Source organism: Pseudoxanthomonas daejeonensis (genome assembly GCF_010093205.1).
In the GTDB taxonomy this organism is placed as follows: domain Bacteria; phylum Pseudomonadota; class Gammaproteobacteria; order Xanthomonadales; family Xanthomonadaceae; genus Pseudoxanthomonas; species Pseudoxanthomonas daejeonensis.
The window spans coordinates 1-20205 of record NZ_PDWN01000004.1 but is presented as its reverse complement, the minus strand read 5'-3'; the positions used below and the strand labels follow the sequence as shown (position 1 = coordinate 20205).

Sequence of the window (20205 nt, the reverse complement as noted above, 5' to 3'; positions counted from 1 at the left end):
GGGCGGTCACATCGTCTGGGTCGGCTTGTCCGCGTTGAGCGTTCCGGCCAGCAGGGTCTCGACCCGGTTCTTCACCGCCTCGCCCTCCGCGCCTTCGGGGAACTGCACGCCGATGCCGGCGGTGCGGTTGCCCTGCGCGCCGGCCGGGGTCACCCAGACCACCTTGCCGGCGATCGGCAGGCGATCGCTGGAATCGGGCAGGGTCAGCAGCAGGAACACCTCGTCGCCCAGGAAATACCGCTTGGGCGTGGGCACGAAGATGCCGCCATGCCGGATGTAGGGCATGTACGCGTTGTACAGCGCGGCCTTGTCTTTCACCGCCAGCGACAGGATGCCCTGGCGACCGCTTGCAGCACTCATCGGTTGTCCCCTTTGCCCGCCTGCTGGCGCGATGCGTCGCGCCAGGCCAGCAGCAGATCTGTCATCACGAGGTCGGCGCGCACCGTGCTGCGCAGCAGTTCACGTGCACGGTTGGCGGCGTCGAACCAGGCCGCCAGCTTGTGCAATCGGTCCGGATCGGTCAAGCCGGCACGGCCGGCCTGGTCGCGGACGTGTTCGGCGGCATGCGCCAGCCGCTCGACCGCACGCTCGTCCGCGCTCCAGCGCAACGCGGCCTCCAGCGGATCGGCCCGGCCGGTTTCCAGGGCCCCCAGGTCGGCGGCGACCTCGCGCCGCAAGGCCAGCCCATCGCCGCGCAGCCACACGTCGGCCAGGCCCGGATGGTCCTGCGCGGCCTGCAGCGCGTCGCTGGCCGCCGCCGCGGCATGGCCGCGCCCCTGCAGCCAGGCCAGGCCCTCCTCGCGTGGCGGCAGGCGGAACTCCAGGCGCTGGCAACGGCTGCGGATGGTCGCCGGCAGCCGTCCCGGCCGCGCACTCACCAGCCACAGGTAACGTCCGGGGACGGGCTCTTCCAGGGTCTTGAGCAACGCGTTGCCGGCCGAACCGTTGAGCGCGTCGGCCGGATCGATGATCGCGACCTGCGCGCGGCCGTACTGCGGGGTCAGCGACAGTTGCCGGCCGAGCTCGCGGATCTGCTCGATCACGATCTCGGTGCGCAGGCGCGTGCCTTCGCGGTTGGGCATGAACGAGACCACGTGCAGGTCCGGATGCGTGCCCGCGGCGATCAACGGCCGGTTGCGCGCTTCGGCGACCGGATCGCCTGCGGACAGCACGTAGGCGGCCATGCGGTCGGCGACTGCCCGCTTGCCGAGCCCGGACGGGCCGCACAGCAGCAGCGCGTGGCCCAGGCGCCCGGCGGCCAGCGTTGCCAGTGCCTGGTCGTGGACGCGTTGCTGCCACGGTGCCAGTGCTTCATTCATGACGCACGCTCCAGCCAAGCAATGAGCGCGGCGGCCACCGCCTCGCCCACCTCGCCGGGCGTGCGCGCGGCATCGACCACGCGGAAGCGTTCCGGCTCGGCGGCCGCGCGGCGGCGGAAGCCGGCGCGGACGCGCTCGAAGAAATCGTCCTGCTCGCTCTCGATCCGGTCCGGCCACAGGTCGCGGCCGGCGATACGGGCACGGCCCTCGCGCACATCCAGGTCGAGCAGCAGGGTCAGCGCGGGCCGCAGGCCGACCGCACGCCGCTCCAGTTCCGCGATCCAGCCCATGTCCAGGCCACGGCCGTCGCCCTGGTAGGCGTAACTGGAATCGGTGAAGCGATCGCTGACCACGAACACGCCGCGTTGCAGCGCCGGCCGGATCACCTGGCGCACGTGCTGGGCACGCGCGGCGAACACCAGCAGCAGTTCGGCTTCGGCCGACAACGGCTCGTCCTCGTCGCCATCGCCACGCAGGGCCTGGCGATTGTCGAGCATCAATGCGCGGATGCGTTCGGCCAGCGGCGTACCGCCGGGTTCGCGCGTCAGCAGTACTTCATGCCCACGCTTTTGCAGCACGTCGCGCAACGAGGCGATCGCGGTGCTCTTGCCCGCGCCCTCGCCGCCTTCCAGGCTGATGAAGCGCGGATGCGCCAGGATCGCCTCGCTCATCGCCGCAGCGCTCCCTCGGGTGCCTGTGCCGGCGTCGCGGCGGGCGTGGCCGGGCAACGCTTGCGCTGGTAGCAGTCCACCGCGGCGCGGTGTTCGGCATAGGTCGCCGAGAAGATGTGGCTGCCGTCGTTGCGCGAGACGAAGTACAGCGCGTCGCCGGGCGCCGGGTTAACCGCCGCCTGCAGTGCGGCGCGGCCGGGCATGGCGATGGGCGTGGGCGGCAGGCCGGCGCGGGTGTAGGTGTTGTAGGGCGTGTCGGTGGTCAGGTCGCGCCTGCGGATGTTGCCGTCATAGCTGCTGCCCATCCCGTAGATCACGGTCGGATCGGTCTGCAGGAGCATGCCCTGCCGCAGCCGCCGGGCGAACACGCCGGCGATCTGCGGGCGCTCGTGCGCCTGCCCGGTTTCCTTCTCCACGATCGACGCCAGGACCAGCGCGTCATCGGCCGTCTTCAGCGGAACATCCGCCGCGCGCGAGTCCCATGCCTGCGCCAGCGCCTGCACCATCGCCGCGTGCGCACGCCGCAACACGTCCAGGTCGCTGTCGCCGCGCTGGTACAGGTAGGTCTCGGGGAGGAAGCGGCCTTCGGGGTGCTGGCCCGGCTGGTCGAGCGCGGCCATCAGCGCCGCGTCGTCCATGCCGGTGGTCTCGTGTTCCAGCGGATCGGCGGCGGCCAGTGCGGCGCGCACCTGGCGGAAGTTCCAGCCCTCCACCAGGGTGACGCGGTACTGGACCACGCGCCCGTCGCGCATGCGCTGCAGCAGTTCGCGCGGGGTCAGGCCCGGATCGAGCGCGTACTCGCCCACCTTCAAGCGGCCGGCGGCATCCATGTGCCGCGCCAGCAGGCGCCACTCGATGTCGTGCCCGGCATCGATGCCGGCCTCGCGCAGACGCCCAAGCACGGTGGCGAAGCCGTCGCCGCGCTCGATCCGCAAGCTCGCCGCGGTCTCGCCGCTGGCGGCCGGCGCATCGGCGAAGCGCTGGTAATGCACCCAACCCCAGGCCGCCACCGCGGCCGTGGCGAGCAGCAGCAGGCACAACCCCCCCAGCCCCCAGCGCAATGCGCTTCGACGTCCGTCAGCCACGATCACCTCTTCGATTCCGATGGCGGCCAGCATACCGCGCCGACATGCCGACCCTGGTGGCGACACTGCTCATGCCCAAGGCTCCAGCGCACGCAGCAGGCCGCGCGCCTTGGCCCGCGTCTCGTCCAGTTCGCGCCCGGGCACCGAGTCGGCGACGATCCCGGCGCCGGTGCGGAATACCGCCTCGCACCCCTGGACCTCGGCGCTGCGGATCAGGATGTTCAGGTCCAGGTCGCCATCGCGACCCAGCCAGCCGATCGCGCCGGTGTACGCACCGCGCGGGGTGGCTTCCAGCTCGGCGATGATCTGCATGCAGCGCACCTTCGGGCAGCCGGTGATCGTGCCGCCCGGATACACCGCCGCGATCACCTGCCCCGGGGTGGCGTCCTCGCGCAGGATGCCGCGCACGTTGCTGACGATGTGGTGCACGTGCGCGTAGCTTTCCACCGTCATCAGCTCGTCCACCTGCACGCTGCCCGGCTCGCAGACGCGGCCCAGGTCGTTGCGTTCCAGGTCGATCAGCATCACGTGCTCGGCGCGCTCCTTGGGGTGCCCGACCAGCTCGCGTATCCGCGCGGCATCGTCATCGCCCTCGAACCGCGGGCGGGTACCGGCGATCGGCCGGGTCTCGGCCACGCGGCCGCGCACCGACACCAGGCGTTCGGGCGAGGAACTGGCCACCGCCCAGCCATCTCCGGCGAACAGGCCTGCGAAGGGCGCCGGATTGGCCTGGCGCAGTCGCGCGTACAGCGCAGCAGGATCCAGTGGCGCGTCGAAACGCGCGCGCCAGCTGCGCGAGAGATTCACCTGGAACACGTCGCCGGCGCGGAGGTACTCGAGGATGCGCTCGACGCCATCGAGGAAACGCTGCGGGTCGTCCTCCGAGAGCTCGATCGGAGGTTGCCAGCACGGCAACGCCGGCATGTCGCCTGCGGCCCGCAGGTCCGACGCGATGGCATCGAGCAGTGCGGCATGCGGTTCCTCGGCCAGCGCGACGCATTCGCCACTGGCTCGGTCGCGCAGCACGGCCGCCGGGCAGCGCAGCGCCAGCGCCGGAGGACGTCCGCCCGCGGCGCGCGCCGGCAGCGCGAGCACCGGTTCGACCTGCGCGGCCAGCTCGTAGTCCAGCAGCAGGGCCCAGCCACCGTGGAACGGCCAGCGTGGCTCTTCGGCCGGCGTCCGCGCCTGCTGCCAGTGCGCGTCGAGTGCTTCCAGGAACGTCCCGGCCTGGGCGACGCCCGCCAGGTCGCGGGTAACACCATCGGCATCGAGGCGCAGTCCGCTCCCGTCGGCGACCAGCAGCAGGTCCCAGCGCCCCTGCACGGTGCCCGACGCCACCGATTCCATCAGCAGCGGATAGCGCGCTGGCGCCTGCCGGTGCAGCGCCAGCAGGTCGGTGTCGGCGGGAAGCGGTTGGAAGCGGAGCATCGTGTCCCTGTACGACGTGCGGTGCGGAAAAGACGCGGGGCCGGTGCCGTGTTCCGCGCGAAGACCGTGGCCGTCGTGCGGGGCGGCGCCAGCCCCGGTGGTGATGGACGCGCCTGCGCGTCCCGGGCAATCAGATCCGCTTGAACACCAGCGTGCCGTTGGTGCCGCCGAAGCCGAAGCCATTGGAGACCGCAACATCCACCTTCGCCTGGCGCGCGACGTTGGGCACGTAGTCCAGGTCGCAACCCTCGCCCGGGTTCTCCAGGTTGATGGTCGGCGGGACGATGCCGTCGTGGATCGCCAGCACCGAGAAGATCGCCTCGATGCCGCCGGCCGCGCCGAGCAGGTGGCCGGTCATCGACTTGGTCGAGCTGACCATCATCTTGTAGGCGTGGTCGCCGAAGGCGCGCTTCATCGCCAGCGTCTCGGCCAGGTCGCCCAGCGGCGTGGAGGTGCCGTGCGCATTGAGGTAACCGACTTCGGACGGATCGATCTTCGCGTCGCGCATCGCAGCGCGCATGCAGCGCGCCGCGCCGTCGCCGTCCTCGCTCGGGGCGGTCATGTGGCTGGCGTCGGCGCTGGCACCGAAACCGACCAGCTCGGCGTAGATGCGCGCACCACGGGCCTTGGCATATTCGTATTCCTCGAGCACCAGGATGCCGGCGCCGTCACCGAGCACGAAGCCGTCGCGTTCCGCATCCCACGGGCGCGAGGCGCGTTCGGGCTCGTCGTTGCGGGTGGACATGGCCTTCATCGAGCAGAAGCCGCCCATCGAGGTCGGCGAGGAACCGCGCTCGGCACCGCCGGCGACCATCACGTCGGCGTCGCCGTGCTGGATCATGCGCATCGCCGTGCCGATCGAATGGTTGGAGGTGGCGCAGGCCGACACCGCCGAGAAATTGGGGCCCTTCAGGCCACGGATGATGCTCAGCTGGCCCGGCAGCATGTTGATGATGGTGCTGGGCACGTAGAACGGGGAGATCTTGCGCGGGCCGCCCTCGAGATACTTGGCGGTCTGCTCCTCGATGCCGAGGATGCCGCCGATGCCCGAGCCGATGATCGCGCCCACGCGCTCGGCGTTGGCTTCGTCGATCACCAGCCCCGAGTCGTCCAGGGCCATGAACGAAGCCGCCAGGCCGTAGTGGATGAACGGCTCCATCTTCTTCGCGTCCTTGGGCGACACGAAAGCGGTGGGATCGAAGTTGCGGATCTCGCCGGCGATCTTGGTGGTGAAGCCGGTCGAATCGAAATGCGTGATCGGACCGATGCCGGACCGGCCGTTGACGATGCCATCCCAGCTGCTGGCCAGGTCGTTGCCCAGGGGCGTGACCGCACCCATGCCGGTGATGACGACGCGACGGTGGCTCATAGGGGGCTCCTGCTGTTCCGGATCGGATTCTCTGGATCGGTGTTGCGTCCGGCGCGCTGGCAGGGAGCCAGACGCGCCCGGGGCCGCACGCAGCGGCCCCGGTTTTGCTGCGGCTCCGCGGACCGCACTGGACGGTCCGCGGCGCGGCGCGCGTCAGCTCTTGACGTGCGCCTTGATGTAGTCGATCGCCTGCTGGACGGAGGTGATCTTCTCGGCCTCTTCGTCCGGGATCTCGCACTCGAACTCTTCTTCCAGCGCCATCACCAGCTCGACGGTGTCGAGCGAGTCGGCGCCCAGGTCGTCGACGAACGATGCGCTGTTGGTCACTTCATCTTCCTTGACGCCGAGCTGTTCGACGACGATTTTCTTGACGCGCTCTTCGATGGTACTCATGGGTTTGCTGCTCCAGGCGGAGTTGTTGTCGATACGATGCGCCGACATGCGTCGACGCGGGGTTCACTGTCCACAGGGCGGATAGTGTAGTCAAAAGCCGCGGCGGCGGGCACTGCCCTGCAACCGCAACCGGATCAAAAGCTTACGCGGCTTTTGAAATCCTTGTTCTGGCGACCGGCCGTCAGGCCATGTACATGCCGCCGTTCACGTGCAGGGTTTCGCCGGTGATGTACCCGGCATCCGGGCCGGCCAGGTAGGCGACCGCACGGGCGATGTCGGCCGGCTCGCCGAGGCGGCCGAGCGCGATCTGGCCGAGCATGGCGTTCTTGGCGTCCTCGGGCAGGTCGCGGGTCATGTCGGTGTCGATGAAGCCCGGCGCCACGACATTCACGGTGACGTTGCGGCTGCCGATCTCCTTGGCCAGCGACTTGGAGAACGCGATGATCCCGGCCTTGGCCGCGGCGTAGTTGGCCTGGCCGGCGTTGCCGGTCGCGCCAATCACCGAGGCGATGTTGACGATGCGGCCCTTGCGCGCCTTCATCATCCCGCGCATCACCGCCTTGGAGGTGCGATAGACGCTGGTCAGGTTGGTGTCCAGGATCGCCTGCCAGTCTTCTTCCTTCATCCGCATCAGCAGGTTGTCGCGGGTGATGCCGGCGTTGTTGACCAGGATCGAGACCGCGCCGAACTCCTTGCCGATCGCGTCGATCAGGGCTTCGACCGCACCGGCGTCGGTGACGTCGAGCTTGCGGCCATGGCCGCCATGGGCGGCCAGGCGACCGCCGATGGCCTCGGCACCACCGTCGCTGGTCGCCGTGCCGATCACGGTCGCGCCGCGCGCGGCCAGTTCGTCGGCAATGGCCGCGCCGATGCCACGGCTGGCGCCGGTGACCAGCGCGATCTCGCCGGCGAGGGGCCGGCTGTCAACAGGCATGGAACTCATGATGGGCCTCGTATGTCCAGGAGTGGCGGTGCGGCGTGATCCGCGGCGCCGCGTAACGTATCAGCGCCAGTCGGCCAGTGCCGATTCGAAGTCGCCGACCGCGCCGATCGCGCGGGCGTCGAGCGACTTGTCGATGCGCTTGGCCAGGCCGGCCAATACCCTGCCCGGACCGCACTCGGCCACCCGGGTGGCGCCGCATGCGCCCAGCGCCTGCACGCAATCGGTCCAGCGCACCGGCAGGTACAGCTGGCGCACGAGTGCATCGCGGATCGCGTCCAGTCCGGCATGCGATTGCGCGTCGACGTTCTGCACCACCGGCAATGCCGGCGCGTGCCAGGCCATGCCGGCCATCGCTTCGGCCAGGCGGTTGGCGGCTTCGCGCATCAGCGGCGTATGCGAGGGCACGCTCACCGCCAGCTTCACCGTCTTGCGCACGCCGCGCTCGGCCAGCAGCGCCAGCGCGCGGTCCACCGCCGCTGCATCGCCGCCGATCACGATCTGTCCCGGCGAGTTGTAGTTGGCCGGGACGACGACCTGGCTGCCGGACGCCTGTTCGCAAACTTCCAGCACCAACGCGTCTTCGGCGCCAAGCACGGCCGCCATGGCGCCGGTGCCGGCGGGTGCGGCGTCCTGCATCAGCTGCCCGCGCAGGCGCACCAGGTGCGCGCCGTCCCGCAGCGACAGTGCGCCAGCGGCCACCAGCGCGGTGTACTCGCCCAAGCTGTGGCCGGCGAGCAGCGCAGGCTGCGCCCCCCCCTGCGCCTGCCAGGCACGCCACACCGCGATGCCCGCGGCCAGCAGTGCCGGCTGGGTGTATTCGGTGCGGTTGAGCATCTCTTCCGGGCCGCCCTGCGACAGCGCCCAGAGGTCCACGCCGGCACCATCGGAAGCTTCGGCGAAGACTTCGCGGACCTGCGGGTGCAGCTCGGCCAGTTCGGCGAGCATGCCGACGGACTGGGAACCCTGTCCGGGAAATACAAAAGCGAGCGTCGGATCGGTCACGCGCAGCCGCAGATCGAGAAAGAGCGGCGATGATACGGGCGATCCCGCGCGTTTGTCTGTACCGCGCCGTATGTGCGCGAACCACGCGAATGCCCGCATGCGGGCCCAAAAAAGCGGAAGGCCGCGCAATGCGCGGCCTTCGTCAAACAGGTTCGCAGCTCCATCGGAGCGCGGCAGTCAGCCCGCCGGTCAGTAGCGCAGCAGCGCCGAACCCCAGGTGAAACCGCCGCCGAACGCTTCGAGCAGCAGCAGCTGGCCGCGCTGCACGCGACCGGACCGGACCGCTTCGTCCAGCGCGAGCGGCACCGAACCGGCCGACGTGTTGCCATGGCGATCGACGGTGACGATGACGCGATCCATCGGCATGTCCAGCCGCTTGGCGGTGGCCTCGATGATGCGCAGGTTGGCCTGGTGCGGGATCAGCCAGTCCAGGTCGTGCTTGTCCAGGCCGTTGGCCTCGAGGGTCTCGTCGACCACCGAATCCAGCGCCTTGACCGCGTGCTTGAACACATCGTTGCCGGCCATCTGGATGCGCACGCCGGCGTTGGGCTCGTTTTCGCTGAATCCGGCGGACACGCCCACGGGGCAGCGCAGCAGGTCCTTCTTGCTGCCATCGGCGTGCAGGTGCGTGGACAGGATGCCGGTCTCGGCATCGGCCTTGAGCACGACCGCACCGGCGCCATCGCCGAACAGCACGCAGGTGGTGCGGTCGGTCCAGTCCACCATCCGGGTCAGGGTTTCGACCCCGATCACCAGCACGGTCTTCGAGGTGCCGGTGCGCACGAACTTGTCGGCCACGCTGAGCGCGAACACGAAACCCGAGCAGGCCGCATTGACGTCGAACGCCGCGCAGCCGGCCACGCCCAGCTTCTGCTGGATGAGGCAGGCGGTGGACGGAAACACGTAGTCGGGCGTGGTCGTGCCGACCACGATCAGGTCGATGTCCTCGACCGATACGCCGGCCGCTTCGATCGCCTTCAGCGCAGCCTGGAAACCCAGGTCGCTGGAGGTCTGGCCCTCGGCCACGACCCGGCGCTCGCGGATGCCGGTGCGGGAGTGGATCCATTCATCGCTGGTGTCGACGAGCTTGGCCAGGTCGGCGTTGGTCACCACCTTCTCCGGCAGGTAGCTGCCGGTTCCGGCGATGCGCGAATAGATCCGCTCGCTCATGCGCATTCCCGCTTGAGGCTCCACGCGGGAGCCGGGATTTTCCATGCACCGCAGGCCGGGCGCGTGCAGCACGCGCCCGACGGGTCAGGCTCAGTCTTCCTCGACCGCCGAGGTCTTGGTCGCGATGACCTTCTTGCCGCGGTAGTAGCCGTCGGCGGTGACGTGGTGGCGCAGGTGGATCTCGCCCGTGGTCGGGTCGGTCGCCAGCTGCTTGGCCGTCAGCGCATCGTGGGAACGGCGCTGGCCGCGGCGGGACGGGGTGACACGGGATTTCTGCACAGCCATGGGATTGCTCCAAACTCGTTTGATTGCGTATGTGTGTGGGACCTTGAAGCCACCCGCCGGTGTCGTTCCAGGGCGCCTTCGGCGGCGGCGCGGCCGTCTACTTCTTCTTCAGCGAAACCAGCGCCGCGAACGGGCTGGCCGCCTGCAATTCCTCTTCACCGGCAGACCACGTCTGCTCGACCGGCTCGCTGCCCGGCGCCAGCGGAACCACCGGCAGGGCAAGCACGAGCTCGTCCTCGACCAGCTCCGCCGGCCGCAGCTGCCCATCCTCGGGCACCAGCAGCGGCTCGTATCCCGGCGGCAACGCGGCCTCTTCCGATTCGTCGCGGATCAGGCCGAGCCTCTGCACGGTCCTCACCGGAAAAACGAACCGCTCCAGGCTGCGCTGGCACAGCAGCGGCAGTCCCGCTTCGATCGACAGTTCGACGAAGGGTACCTGCAGCACGTCCTGGCCGAATTCCAGCGTGAAGCTGCATTCGCCCGCGGTGTCGGCAAGGCTTCCGGCCAGCCGGGACATCGCCGACAACGGCATGCGACCCTCGAACAGCCGCCTCGCGGCGACCATCCGCCAGGCATCCAGCGTTTCAGGAACCTGCACGGCAGACGCACCCGCGGACATAAGCCGCTGAATGTTAAGGATCGGACCGCCCCCTGTCAAACCGACAAAACCCGTGACGCAACGCATTTGCCCACGACCCCGCCGCGATCGACACTAGGCCCACCTCCCCCGCGACCGGCCATGCTGATCCTCGCCTCGACGTCCCCCTACCGCCGCGAGCTGCTGCAGCGCCTGCGGCTGCCGTTCGAATGCGCCCGGCCGGACGTGGACGAGGCGCCCCTGCGGGCGGAAAGCCCGGCCCAGCTGGTCCGCCGCCTGTCCCTGGCCAAGGCCGATGCGGTCGCCGGCCGGCACCCGGAAGCCTGGGTGATCGGGTCCGACCAGGTCGCCGACCTGGATGGCCGGATCCTGGGCAAGCCCGGGGGCCGGGACGCCGCGGTCGCCCAGCTGACGGAGATGGGCGGGCGTTCGGTGCGCTTCCATACCGCCGTCTGCCTGCGCCGCGGCGCCCATGCACTGGTCGCCGTGGACCTGACCCAGGTCCGGTTCCGCGCCCTGGCCGCAGCGGAGATCGAGCGCTACGTCGATGCCGAACAGCCGTTCGACTGCGCCGGCAGCTTCAAGTGCGAGGGCCTGGGCATCAGCCTGTTCGATGCCATCGAATCGCACGACCCCACCGCGCTGGTCGGCCTGCCCCTGATCGCGCTGGCCGGCCTGCTGCGCGAAGCCGGCTACGCCGTGCCCTGATCCCGACGGCGCGGGTCACCCCGGGAGCGGCACCGCACGACACCAGTGGTATGGATGGGACTGCGCGCCGATCCGGCTGTCCACGACCTTGCATCCGGCCCCGTCCAGCTGCAGCCCGTAGCGCGCCAGTACCGTCGTGGCCTCGTCGAGGATCGCCTGGTTGGCATTGGCCGTATCGACGCGGCGGCCGGCGGCCTGGGCGAGCTCGCAACGCCCGCCCGGCGACTGCGCCGGCTCCACCAGCACCAGGCTGCGGCTGCGGCCGACCAGCCAGCGCATCACCCTGCAATCGCCCGTATCCAGGCCCAGCGTGCCGGCCCAGCGGTTGCGCCTGCCAAGGCTCTCGGCGCGCCGGTCCATCGCCACCGGCAGGATCACGCCCACCTCTCCCCCGCGCGCCTGGATCATTCCGGTCACCCGGTCCGCATACGCGGGTGACTCGGGGAAATTGGAACCCAGCGACGCGTAGGCCGGTCCCGGCGGCAGGAACGGCACCCGCCAGGCCTGGGGTTCGCCCCCGACCAGCAACACGGTTCCCGGCATCGCCGCCGTAGGCGCCTCGACGCGGAATGCGGTGCGCGACCAGCCCGCGTGGCCCCAGTCGTTCCAGCCGGCGAGCGCGACGGCCGATGCGGCCGCGATCGCGATCGCGGCGATCCGTCCCGCCCGGCGCGGCGGGAAAACGGCATGCAGCAGCAGCCACAGGACCAGCGGCGCGAGCAGTTCCAGCACCACCAGGTAGCGGTGGATGCTGAACATCGACAGCCAGGCCACGAAAGCGACCAGGAAGAACACCCCGAGCATGCGCCGCACGCCCGCGCCCGCCGGTACGGAAGCCGCGGCGGCCGATGCGCGACGCCTGCGCGCCAGCCAGACCACCGCCGCGGTGATCGCGACCACGTACAACAGGGCCCACATCACCTGCAGCAGCGCGATCTCGCTGACCAGGTATGGATTGGCGGTGAACAGCAGCGGGCGCAGCAGCGCTTCGACCCAGCCTTGCGGCAACCAGCGCGTGTCGGCCACCGCCACCGGCTGGGCCAACGGCGCCTGGAACGATGCGTTGAACTGCGGGAACAGGGGATTGCCGAAGGTCTCCCACAGGCGATACAGCCATGGCCCCGCCATCAGCGCGAACACCAGCAGCGCGACCAGGGCCAGGCCTGCGCCGGCACCGGTCCGTGCGCGCCAGTGCGCGCGCGCGGCCAGCACCGACAGACCCAGCGCGAAGGCGTAGATCGCGTTGGTCAGCTTGAACGCCACCGCCATGCCGAGCAGCACGCCCGCTGCGACCACGGCGCGCGTGCGCCAACGTCCGTCCTCGTCCGGCATGGTCAGCGCCAGCGCACCGAGCACCAGCGGCGCCGTGCTGTTGTCGCCCATGGTGTTGCCCAGCTCGGACAGGAATGCGGCGCTGGCCAGTCCGGCCAGGCCCAGCACTGGCGCCAGCCAGTCGCGGCGGGGATCGCCGGCGAGTGCGCGCCACGCGATCCAGGCCACCGGCAGGAACACCAGCCCGTGCAGCAGGCCGAGCAGGAAGCCGGCCAGGGGGGCCGGCGCATGCTGGACCAGGAGGAAATACGGCACGTCCAGCAGCGGCACGAAATAGCTCTGCATCTGTGCCGGCGCGAGGTCCAGGCCCAGGCGCCCTTCCAGCAATGCCCAGCCGTTGTACACGTGGTAGTTGCGCAGGTCCCAGTTCGCATCCTGACCGCGCAGCAGCGAAACCAGGCCGCACACCAGGGCCACGACGACCGTCGCGTTGATCACGCCCCGTCGCGTGGTGAAACCGAACGTGCGTCCGAGCGCGGCGAACACTCCTGCGAAGCGTCGGCGCACGCCGCCGCGGACCGCACCTCCCACCTCAACCCCGCCCATCGGGCGCCACCGTGCCGGCGACAGGAAGCCCTGCGGGCGTCGTGGACGCCTGCGGCAACGCGCCGCGCGTGGCCGGGATCGCCAGGTAGGCCAGGCGCTTGGCCTCGATGCGCCCGCGCGTCACCGTGTCCAGGATCAGGCCGCAGGCCAGCAGCAATGCCGACAGCAGCGCCAGCGCCGAGCACAGGATCGCCGTGGGGAAGCGCGGCACCAGTCCCGTCTCCAGGTAGGTCAACAGCAGCGGCACCGCCAGCAGCACCGACAGCAGCAGGCTGGCGCCGGCGCCGATCGAGAAGAACAGCAACGGCCGCTCGGCCTTGAACAGGCGCGCGATGGTGGCGAGGATCCGCACGCCGTCGCGGTAGGTGTTGAGCTTGCTCGCCGAACCTTCCGGACGCGCCCCGTAGGCGGTCGGCAATTCGGCGACCGGCATGCGCAGCTGCAATGCGTGCACGGCAAGCTCGGTTTCGATCTCGAAACCGGCCGCGTGCGCCGGGAACGACTTCACGTAACGCCGCGAGAACACCCGGTAGCCGGAGAGCATGTCGTCGAAGCTGTCGCCGAACAGCCGCGCCACGCAGCCGGTCAGCAGGCGGTTGCCGAAACGGTGGCCGGCACGGTACGCCGCGGGATCCTGGTCGACCCGCGCGCCGACCACCATGTCCAGCCCGTCCGCCAGCAGCCGCTCCACCAGCACGGGCGCGGCGTCTGCGTCGTAGGTCGCATCGCCATCGACCATCACGTAGACGTCGGCCTCGATGTCGGCGAACGCGCGGCGCACGACATTGCCCTTCCCGCGCAGGCCCACCGGGTGCACGGTGGCACCGGCTTCGCGCGCCAGCACCGCGGTCGCGTCGTCGGAACGGTTGTCGAACACGTGGCAATGGGCGGCGGGCAGGCTTTCGCGGAACGCGGCGACGACTGCGGCGACGGTCGCCGCCTCGTTGCGGCACGGCACCAGCAACGCGATCCGCAAGGGCGATGCCCTGCCTTGTCCCGGCGAATCGATATCCGCGCTGCGCATCGCGCCCTGCTCCTGCTTCTATTGGGCGCGCATGTTACCTGCCAGCCGCGGCGGGGACGATCTCCACCGGCTGCCGGGGCCATTCCTCGACACTGCCGTCGGTACCGTGCAGTCGCAGACCGAGCCAGCGGCGGCCCGCCTGGCTCTCGGGCAGGTCGACCTGCGCGCGGAAGCCGATGTGGGGCAGGTGCGGGTCGGTGGCTTCGGGGAAATAGCTGCTGACGTCGGCCAGGGAACCGTACTGCGCCTGCGCGACAACGGCATCGTCCAGCACGATCTCCACGCTTGAGAGCCCGACGCCCTCCTTGAATGCCCAGCCCTTCACTTCGAACCGCGGCGGCAGCGCCTGCCCGGGCACGGGTGCGTCGATCCAGGCCATCGCCGGCGCGATGCACGCGCCCGGGTAAGGCGGTGCCTGCGATGCCGGTGGCAGTCGCACCAGCAGGAAGCGCTGCGCGCCATGGTCAACCAGCACGCTGCGCACCAGTGGCAGCGGGCCCAGTGTCTCGCACAACCGGTGGTAGTGCTGCAGCCACTGCCGGAAAGGCAGGTCGCCGGGTGCCAGCACCAGCAGGGCCGGCGTTGCCGGCGGGTCGCCGACGTGCAGGTCCCACAGGCGCAGCTGCGGGGCGCGGCCATGCGCATGGTTGAGGGGATGATCGAGCACCGCGATATGCGGATCGCCCAATGCGAATCCGAGTTCGGCGCCGATCTTGAAATCGTCCACCAGCAGGCGCGTGTCCGGCGGCATCGCCGCCAGCTCTTCGCGCACGGCCGTGGCCAGCGGTTCCCAGCCTGCGAAATTGCGCGGGTAGTGCTTGGAACCCGCGGCCTCCTGGCGCAGCGCGGGCGATGCCACCGCAAGGCACCAGGCCAGCGCGGCCAGCAGGCCGACGGCAGCCGTCGCCCACGCCAGCCTGCGCCAGCCCACCGGCCAGCCTTCCAGCATCATCGCGGCGGCAGGCAGCAGGGCCAGGTAGGCCGGCACCGGCCAGTGGAAGCTCACCCGCTCGCTGTCGGCGAAGAACCCCAGCACGAACAGGCCGGCCAGCACGATCGACCCGAACAGGGCCAGGAAACGCCATTGCGGTCGCGCCGGCCGCCGCTTCCATCCGGTCAGGAACGCCGCCTGCAGCATCGCCCACGCCAGCAACGGGGTGACCACCAGGGCCTGCAGCGCCAGGAAGGCCAGGCCGCCTGCATGCAACGTCCACGGATGCCGGTCCAGCAGCTGGAAGCGCAAGCCGGCCTCGCCGTTCTCGAGGTTCCACAGCAGCAGCGGCAGCCACGCCAGCAGCCCCACTACCAGCGCCAGCAGCACCCGCGGATCGCGCAGCAGGCGCCGTCCCTGCGGCAGCCACAGGATGACCGCGGCCCCGACCACGACCACGCCTGCGAACCGGTAATGGCTCAGCGCACCCAGCGCCAGGCCCAGGGCCAGCTCCAGCGCGGCGAACGGAGTGACCTGGTGCAGCAGGCGCGCGCCCGCATGCAGGCACAGCACCGTCGCGAAGGCGAGCGGCACGTCGGGCAGGGCGAGCACGCCGAGCATGCCCAGCAAAGGCAGCAGCACGGCCAACGTGCCGGCCCTCCAGCCCGGGATCGCGCCGAACCAGCGCCGGCCGATCCGCGCGACCCACCACGGCAGCAATGCGCCCATGACCAGGAACGGCATGCGCAGGGCCAGCGGATGCTCGCCGCCCAGCACCTCGCCCAGGCGCACCAGCCACGCGGTCATGCCCGGCAGGTCCGAATACGCGGACGCCAGGTGCCGCCCTTCCTGCCAGTAGAAGGCCTCGTCGACGAACAACGGCAAGCGCACCGCCACGACCAGTTTGAGCACGCAGGCCAGCGTCCACCATGCAATGAACGCACGCCGCGCGCGATGCTCAGCCTCCATCTGTGCCGCTACACTCCCTATCGAAAACACACTGCAGGAAGACGATGACGCAGTCCGCGGAACCCTCGACCACCATCCTACCTGACGCCTTGCGCGAGTCGCTCATGCAGGCGCAGCGCCAGGTCAACAGCCTGGTGCTGGGCAAGCCGCAGGAGGTCCGGCTTGCGTTCGTCGCCCTGCTGGCCGGCGGCCACGTGCTGATCGAGGACCTGCCCGGGCTGGGCAAGACCACCCTGGCCCACGCGCTGGCAGCGACCGTCGGACTGGCGTTCCAGCGCATCCAGTTCACCTCGGACCTGCTGCCGGCCGACGTGCTCGGCGTCTCGGTCTACGAGGCCGGCTCGCGCCAGTTCCAGTTCCATCCCGGGCCGGTGTTCACCCAGGTGCTGCTGGCCGACGAGATCAACCGCGCGCCGCCGCGCACGCAGAGCGCCTTGCTGGAGGCGATGGCCGAACAGCAGGTCACCATCGACGGCGTCACCCATGCCCTGCCCGATCCGTTCTTCGTCATCGCCACGCAGAATCCGGTCGACCTGTCGGGCACCTTCCCGTTGCCCGATTCGCAGCTGGACCGCTTCCTGCTGCGCTTCTCGCTGGGCTATCCGAATGCGGAATCCGAGCGCGCGCTGCTGACCGGTGCCGACCGTCGCGAGCTGATCGCACAGGCCATGCCGGTGCTGGCCGATGGCGACGTGCAGGCGTTGCGTCGGGCCGCCGAACAGGTCCATGCCAGCGAGGCGCTGGTCGGTTACGTGCAGGCCCTGCTCGCGCGCAGCCGCCAGCATCCGGGCGTGCGCGTGGGCCTGTCGCCGCGCGCCGGCCTGGCCCTGCTGCGCGCCTCGCGCGCCTACGCCCTGCTGCTGGGCCGTGGCCACGTGCTGCCCGAGGACGTGCAGGCCCTCTTCATCGCCGTGGCCGGACATCGCCTGGTCGGCGAAGCCGAGGCCGGCAGCGGCACCAGCCTGGCCAAGGCGGTCCTGCACGCCGTTCCGGTGGATTGATGCGGGCGGCATGGCGCGAGCTGCGCACCTGGCTTGAATCGTTCGAGCGGCCACGCGCGCCGGAGCCATTACCGGTGCGGATCGGGCGCCGCCGCATCTACGTGCTGCCGACCCGCTTCGGCCTGTTCTATGCGCTGCTGGTCATGGCCATGGGCCTGGGCGCGCTGAACTACAACAACAACCCGGCGCTCATGCTCGCCCTGCTGCTGGGCGCTGCCGGCCTGGCCAGCCTGATCGCCAGCCACCTGCAGCTGTCGGGCCTGCAGATCGATGCGATGTCCGCCGAACCGGTGGCGGCCGGCGAAACGTCGTGGTTGCGCCTGGCGCTGTCCACGCGCGATGGCCGGCGCCGGCGCGGCCTGCGCGGTGACCTCGACGGAGCCGTGGGCTGGGCCGGCACCGGCGAGGACGGCAATGCCGAGCTCGCCCTGCCCGTGCCCACGCACCGACGCGGCTGGCTCGATCCCGGACGCATCCGCCTGTCCACGACCCAGCCGCTGGGCCTGGCCCGCGCCTGGTCGCGGGTGTGGCCGCGGCAGCCCCTGCTGGTCTATCCGCGCGCCGAAGCCCATCCGCCGCCGCTGCCCGATACCGGCATCGACGCGCAGCGCAGCCGCGTGCATCCGCAGGGCGAAGAGCCGCACCAGCTGCGCGCCTACCGCAGCGGCGACGCGCCGCGCTCGATCGCCTGGAAGCACAGCGCGCGCCGCGACACCCTGGTGGTGCGCGAATACGAACGCGCGCAGCAGCAGGACGTCCTGCTCGACTGGAACACGCTGCGCACGCTGGGATACGAAGCGCGGATCTCGCGCCTGGCCGGATGGGTCGACCTCGCCGAACGCGACGGACGCCGCTACCGCCTGCGCCTGCCCGGCCAGCCGCACCTGGGCCCCGGCCGCGGCCCCGAGCACCACCACGCCTGCCTGCGCGCCCTGGCCCTGCTGCCCGACGCATGAGCGCCCTGACCGCCACCTCCGACGCGCAGGCGCACGTATTGCTGGACCGCGGCAGTCGCGGCTGGGCGCTGGCCGCGGCCGCGTTCGCCCTGCTGCCGCTGCTGCTGAACCTGCCTTCCAGCCTCGGCCTGGGCTTCGGCCTCACCGCACCGGTGATGGCACTGCTGGCCTGGCGCAAGCCGCTGCCGGCCTGGCTGCGCGCGGTGCTGGCGCTGGCCATGATCCTGGCGGTCCTGGCGGTACTGGGCACGCGTCCGGGGCGCGACACCGGCTGCGCGCTGCTGGCGGCGATGCTGGCGATCAAGCCCAGTGAACTGCGCACCCTGCGCGACGCGCGCAGCCTGGTCGGATTCGCGCTGTTCGCGCCGTTCGCCGCGTTCCTGCTCGACCAGGGTCCGCTGGTGATGCTGCTCGCAGTGGCCGCGTTCCTGGCCGGGCTGCTGACCCTGCAGCGACTGGCCGACCTCGAAGCGGGCATCGCACCGCCGACGCTGAAGCAGCGCCTGACCACCACCGGGCGGCTGGTCGCGATCGGGCTGCCGCTGGCGCTGGTCGCGTTCTGGCTGTTCCCGCGGCTGGGCACGCCGCTGTGGGGCGTGCCCGAACGCGCGCTCGCACGCCCGGGCCTGTCCGACAGCATGAGCCCGGGCGGCTGGCTCGACCTGATGGCCGACGACACGCCGGCGATGCGCGCGCAGTTCCATGGAGCGACGCCTCGGGTGGACCAGATGTACTGGCGAGGACCGGTGCTGCTCGATTACGACGGCCGCACCTGGACCCGATCGCGCTGGCTGGAGGCGCTGCCACCGCCGCCGGTCCAATCCGGCCCGGTGCGCTGGAGCTACGACCTGGAAGTGGAAGCCACCGACCGGCGCGACCTGCCGGCGCTGGACCTGGTCACCGACATCCCGCAGGACGCGCATCTCAGCCACGGCTTCAGCCTGGTCACCGCGCGCCCGCTGTCGGTGGCCGCACGCTGGCAGCTGCAGTCGGCACCGCCGGCCACGTTCGACGTGCAGCTGCGCCCGACCGTGCGCCAGCATGCGCTGGCGCTGCCGCCCGACCACGATCCACGCACCCGTGCCCTGGGCCGCCAGTGGCGACAGGAGGCCGGCGACAACGACCAGGCGATCATCGACCGCGCACTGGACTGGATCCGCGCCGATTTCATCTACACCCTCGACACCGGGTTGCCCGGACGCAACGCGGTCGACGAATTCCTGTTCGATACGCGGCGCGGCTTCTGTGAACACTTCAGCTCGGCCTTCACCGTGCTCATGCGCTCGGCGGGCATCCCCGCGCGCGTGGTCACCGGCTACACCGGCGGCTACCGCAATCCGTTCGGCGACTACTGGATCGTGCGGCGCATGGACGCGCATGCCTGGGTCGAGGTGTGGCTGGACGGTCGCGGCTGGGTGCGCGTGGATCCCACCGCCGCGGTCGCGCCCGAGCGCATCTACGACACCCTCGAGCAACGCGCCGCCAACGCCGGCGGCGGCATGGAAATGCTTGGAGTAAGCAGTTTTGGCGACCTGGCCGACTGGATGCGACGCGGCTGGAACGACCTGGTGCTGGGCTTCGACGCGACCCGCCAGCAGGCGTTGCTGAGCCCGCTGGGCCTGGGCAAGCTGCAGCCTTCGCAGCTGCTGGCACTGTTCATCGCGTTCGCCGCCTTCGCCCTGGCGGGCATGGTCTGGCTGCTGGCCCGCGGCGAGCGCGAGCGCGACCCGCTGCTGCGCGCCTGGCACCGGCTCGGCCGTCGCTACGCCCGGATCGGGCTGGGCCGCCCGGCGCACGAACCGGCGCTGGCCTGGGCCACCCGGGTCGCTGCCGCCCACCCCCGCAGCGGGCAAGCCCTGCTCGCGCTCAGCCACCGTTTCGCTGCAACGCGCTACGCTCCAGTCCAAGGGGGGATGCGCAAGCTGCTGGACGACCTGCAGCGGCACCGCCCCTGATCATCAGGAGGCCACCATGTCCGCCCGCATCCCTTCATTCCGGATTGCCCTCGCCGCCGCCACGCTCGCACTGCTCAATGCCTGCGCGAGCGCGCCCCAACCGCTGCAGGGAACGTTCCTCGGCGTGACGCCCGAGCAGGCCGTCGTCGGACAGCAGATCGGCGCAAGCGTGCGCTGGGGTGGCCGCATCGTGCAGACCCTGCCCGGTCCGGACAGCACCTGCTTCCAGGTCGTGGCCACGCCGCTCAACGCCACCGGCCGTCCCGACAGCAACCTGGCCGACTCGGCGCAGGGCCGCTTCGTCGCCTGCCGCGCCGGCTTCTACGATCCGGAAGTGTTCGCGCCCGGTCGCGAAGTCACCTTCGTCGGTCGCGTGCAGGACACCGACTCGGTGCGCATCGGCGAATACGACTACCGCCTGCCGCGGATCGCCGCCGACGTGGTCTACCTGTGGCCGGTGATCAACGAGATCCGCGTCGTCTCCGATCCGTGGGGGCCTTGGGGCCCGTGGGGTCCGTGG

The 20205-nt window shown here is 70.8% G+C and carries 20 protein-coding genes; 5 read left to right on the top strand and 15 right to left on the bottom strand.

Going from position 1 to position 20205, the window contains the following annotated elements; translation table 11 throughout:
- Positions 1-6: 6 nt before the first annotated feature.
- From CSC65_RS04925 to CSC65_RS04870, 12 genes are all read right to left on the bottom strand, one after another.
- Positions 7-360: a PilZ domain-containing protein gene (locus CSC65_RS04925; RefSeq protein WP_162409034.1), complete on the bottom strand. Its 354-nt coding sequence runs from the start codon at positions 358-360 to the stop codon at positions 7-9.
- Positions 357-1319: a DNA polymerase III subunit delta' gene (locus tag CSC65_RS04920; RefSeq protein WP_162409032.1), complete on the bottom strand. Its 963-nt coding sequence runs from the start codon at positions 1317-1319 to the stop codon at positions 357-359. The genes CSC65_RS04925 and CSC65_RS04920 overlap by 4 nt, the downstream gene beginning before the upstream one ends.
- Complete coding sequence (gene tmk, locus CSC65_RS04915; protein ID WP_162409030.1) at positions 1316-1990, bottom strand: dTMP kinase; 675 nt, start codon at positions 1988-1990, stop codon at positions 1316-1318. The genes CSC65_RS04920 and tmk overlap by 4 nt, the downstream gene beginning before the upstream one ends.
- Positions 1987-3108 carry an endolytic transglycosylase MltG gene (gene mltG / locus CSC65_RS04910; protein ID WP_162409028.1) on the bottom strand — a complete coding sequence of 374 codons (1122 nt, stop codon included), beginning with the start codon at positions 3106-3108 and terminating at the stop codon, positions 1987-1989. The genes tmk and mltG overlap by 4 nt, the downstream gene beginning before the upstream one ends.
- Positions 3109-3144: 36 nt before the next feature.
- Positions 3145-4503, bottom strand: coding sequence for an aminodeoxychorismate synthase component I (locus CSC65_RS04905; RefSeq protein ID WP_162409026.1), 1359 nt, complete (start codon positions 4501-4503; stop codon positions 3145-3147).
- Between the two features lie 130 nt (positions 4504-4633).
- Positions 4634-5872: a beta-ketoacyl-ACP synthase II gene (gene fabF, locus CSC65_RS04900; protein WP_162409024.1), complete on the bottom strand. Its 1239-nt coding sequence runs from the start codon at positions 5870-5872 to the stop codon at positions 4634-4636.
- A gap of 153 nt (positions 5873-6025) precedes the next feature.
- Entirely contained in the window at positions 6026-6265 is a 240-nt protein-coding gene (acpP, locus tag CSC65_RS04895) for an acyl carrier protein (RefSeq protein ID WP_162409022.1), read from the bottom strand.
- Positions 6266-6446: 181 nt separating this feature from the next.
- Positions 6447-7199: a 3-oxoacyl-ACP reductase FabG gene (fabG, locus tag CSC65_RS04890; protein ID WP_162409488.1), complete on the bottom strand. Its 753-nt coding sequence runs from the start codon at positions 7197-7199 to the stop codon at positions 6447-6449.
- 69 nt (positions 7200-7268) lie between these two features.
- Positions 7269-8210: an ACP S-malonyltransferase gene (gene fabD, locus CSC65_RS04885; RefSeq protein WP_162409020.1), complete on the bottom strand. Its 942-nt coding sequence runs from the start codon at positions 8208-8210 to the stop codon at positions 7269-7271.
- Between the two features lie 189 nt (positions 8211-8399).
- Complete coding sequence (locus CSC65_RS04880; protein WP_162409018.1) at positions 8400-9380, bottom strand: beta-ketoacyl-ACP synthase III; 981 nt, start codon at positions 9378-9380, stop codon at positions 8400-8402.
- Positions 9381-9470: 90 nt separating this feature from the next.
- Positions 9471-9665: a 50S ribosomal protein L32 gene (gene rpmF, locus CSC65_RS04875; RefSeq protein ID WP_052629941.1), complete on the bottom strand. Its 195-nt coding sequence runs from the start codon at positions 9663-9665 to the stop codon at positions 9471-9473.
- A gap of 97 nt (positions 9666-9762) precedes the next feature.
- Positions 9763-10284 (bottom strand): YceD family protein, encoded by a 522-nt coding sequence (locus tag CSC65_RS04870; RefSeq protein ID WP_162409016.1) that lies wholly within the window; start codon positions 10282-10284, stop codon positions 9763-9765.
- A gap of 120 nt (positions 10285-10404) precedes the next feature.
- On the opposite strand from CSC65_RS04870, the gene CSC65_RS04865 reads away from it, so the two are divergent.
- The gene (locus CSC65_RS04865; protein WP_162409015.1) at positions 10405-10971 is read left to right on the top strand and encodes a Maf family protein; all 567 of its coding nucleotides are present in this window, start codon (positions 10405-10407) and stop codon (positions 10969-10971) included.
- 15 nt (positions 10972-10986) lie between these two features.
- Here CSC65_RS04865 and CSC65_RS04860 read toward each other — a convergent pair whose 3' ends face one another.
- From CSC65_RS04860 to CSC65_RS04850, 3 genes are read right to left on the bottom strand one after another with little or no spacing between them, the layout of a single operon-like run.
- Positions 10987-12810, bottom strand: coding sequence for a glycosyltransferase 87 family protein (locus tag CSC65_RS04860; protein WP_162409014.1), 1824 nt, complete (start codon positions 12808-12810; stop codon positions 10987-10989).
- A gap of 25 nt (positions 12811-12835) precedes the next feature.
- The gene (locus tag CSC65_RS04855) at positions 12836-13873 is read right to left on the bottom strand and encodes a glycosyltransferase family 2 protein (RefSeq protein ID WP_162409013.1); all 1038 of its coding nucleotides are present in this window, start codon (positions 13871-13873) and stop codon (positions 12836-12838) included.
- Between the two features lie 34 nt (positions 13874-13907).
- On the bottom strand, positions 13908-15773 hold the full coding sequence (locus CSC65_RS04850) for an ArnT family glycosyltransferase (RefSeq protein ID WP_162409012.1): 1866 nt from the start codon (positions 15771-15773) through the stop codon (positions 13908-13910).
- 44 nt (positions 15774-15817) lie between these two features.
- On the opposite strand from CSC65_RS04850, the gene CSC65_RS04845 reads away from it, so the two are divergent.
- The 4 genes from CSC65_RS04845 to CSC65_RS04830 all read left to right on the top strand — a co-directional run.
- Positions 15818-16774 carry an AAA family ATPase gene (locus CSC65_RS04845; protein ID WP_162409010.1) on the top strand — a complete coding sequence of 319 codons (957 nt, stop codon included), beginning with the start codon at positions 15818-15820 and terminating at the stop codon, positions 16772-16774.
- Positions 16774-17730, top strand: a complete 957-nt coding sequence (locus CSC65_RS04840) for a DUF58 domain-containing protein (RefSeq protein WP_162409008.1) — start codon at positions 16774-16776, stop codon at positions 17728-17730. The genes CSC65_RS04845 and CSC65_RS04840 overlap by 1 nt, the downstream gene beginning before the upstream one ends.
- Positions 17727-19685, top strand: coding sequence for a transglutaminase TgpA family protein (locus CSC65_RS04835; RefSeq protein ID WP_162409006.1), 1959 nt, complete (start codon positions 17727-17729; stop codon positions 19683-19685). The genes CSC65_RS04840 and CSC65_RS04835 overlap by 4 nt, the downstream gene beginning before the upstream one ends.
- Before the next feature lie 16 nt (positions 19686-19701).
- The coding region (locus CSC65_RS04830; protein WP_162409004.1) for a Slp/YeaY family lipoprotein at positions 19702-20205 on the top strand (504 nt) is incomplete at its 3' end.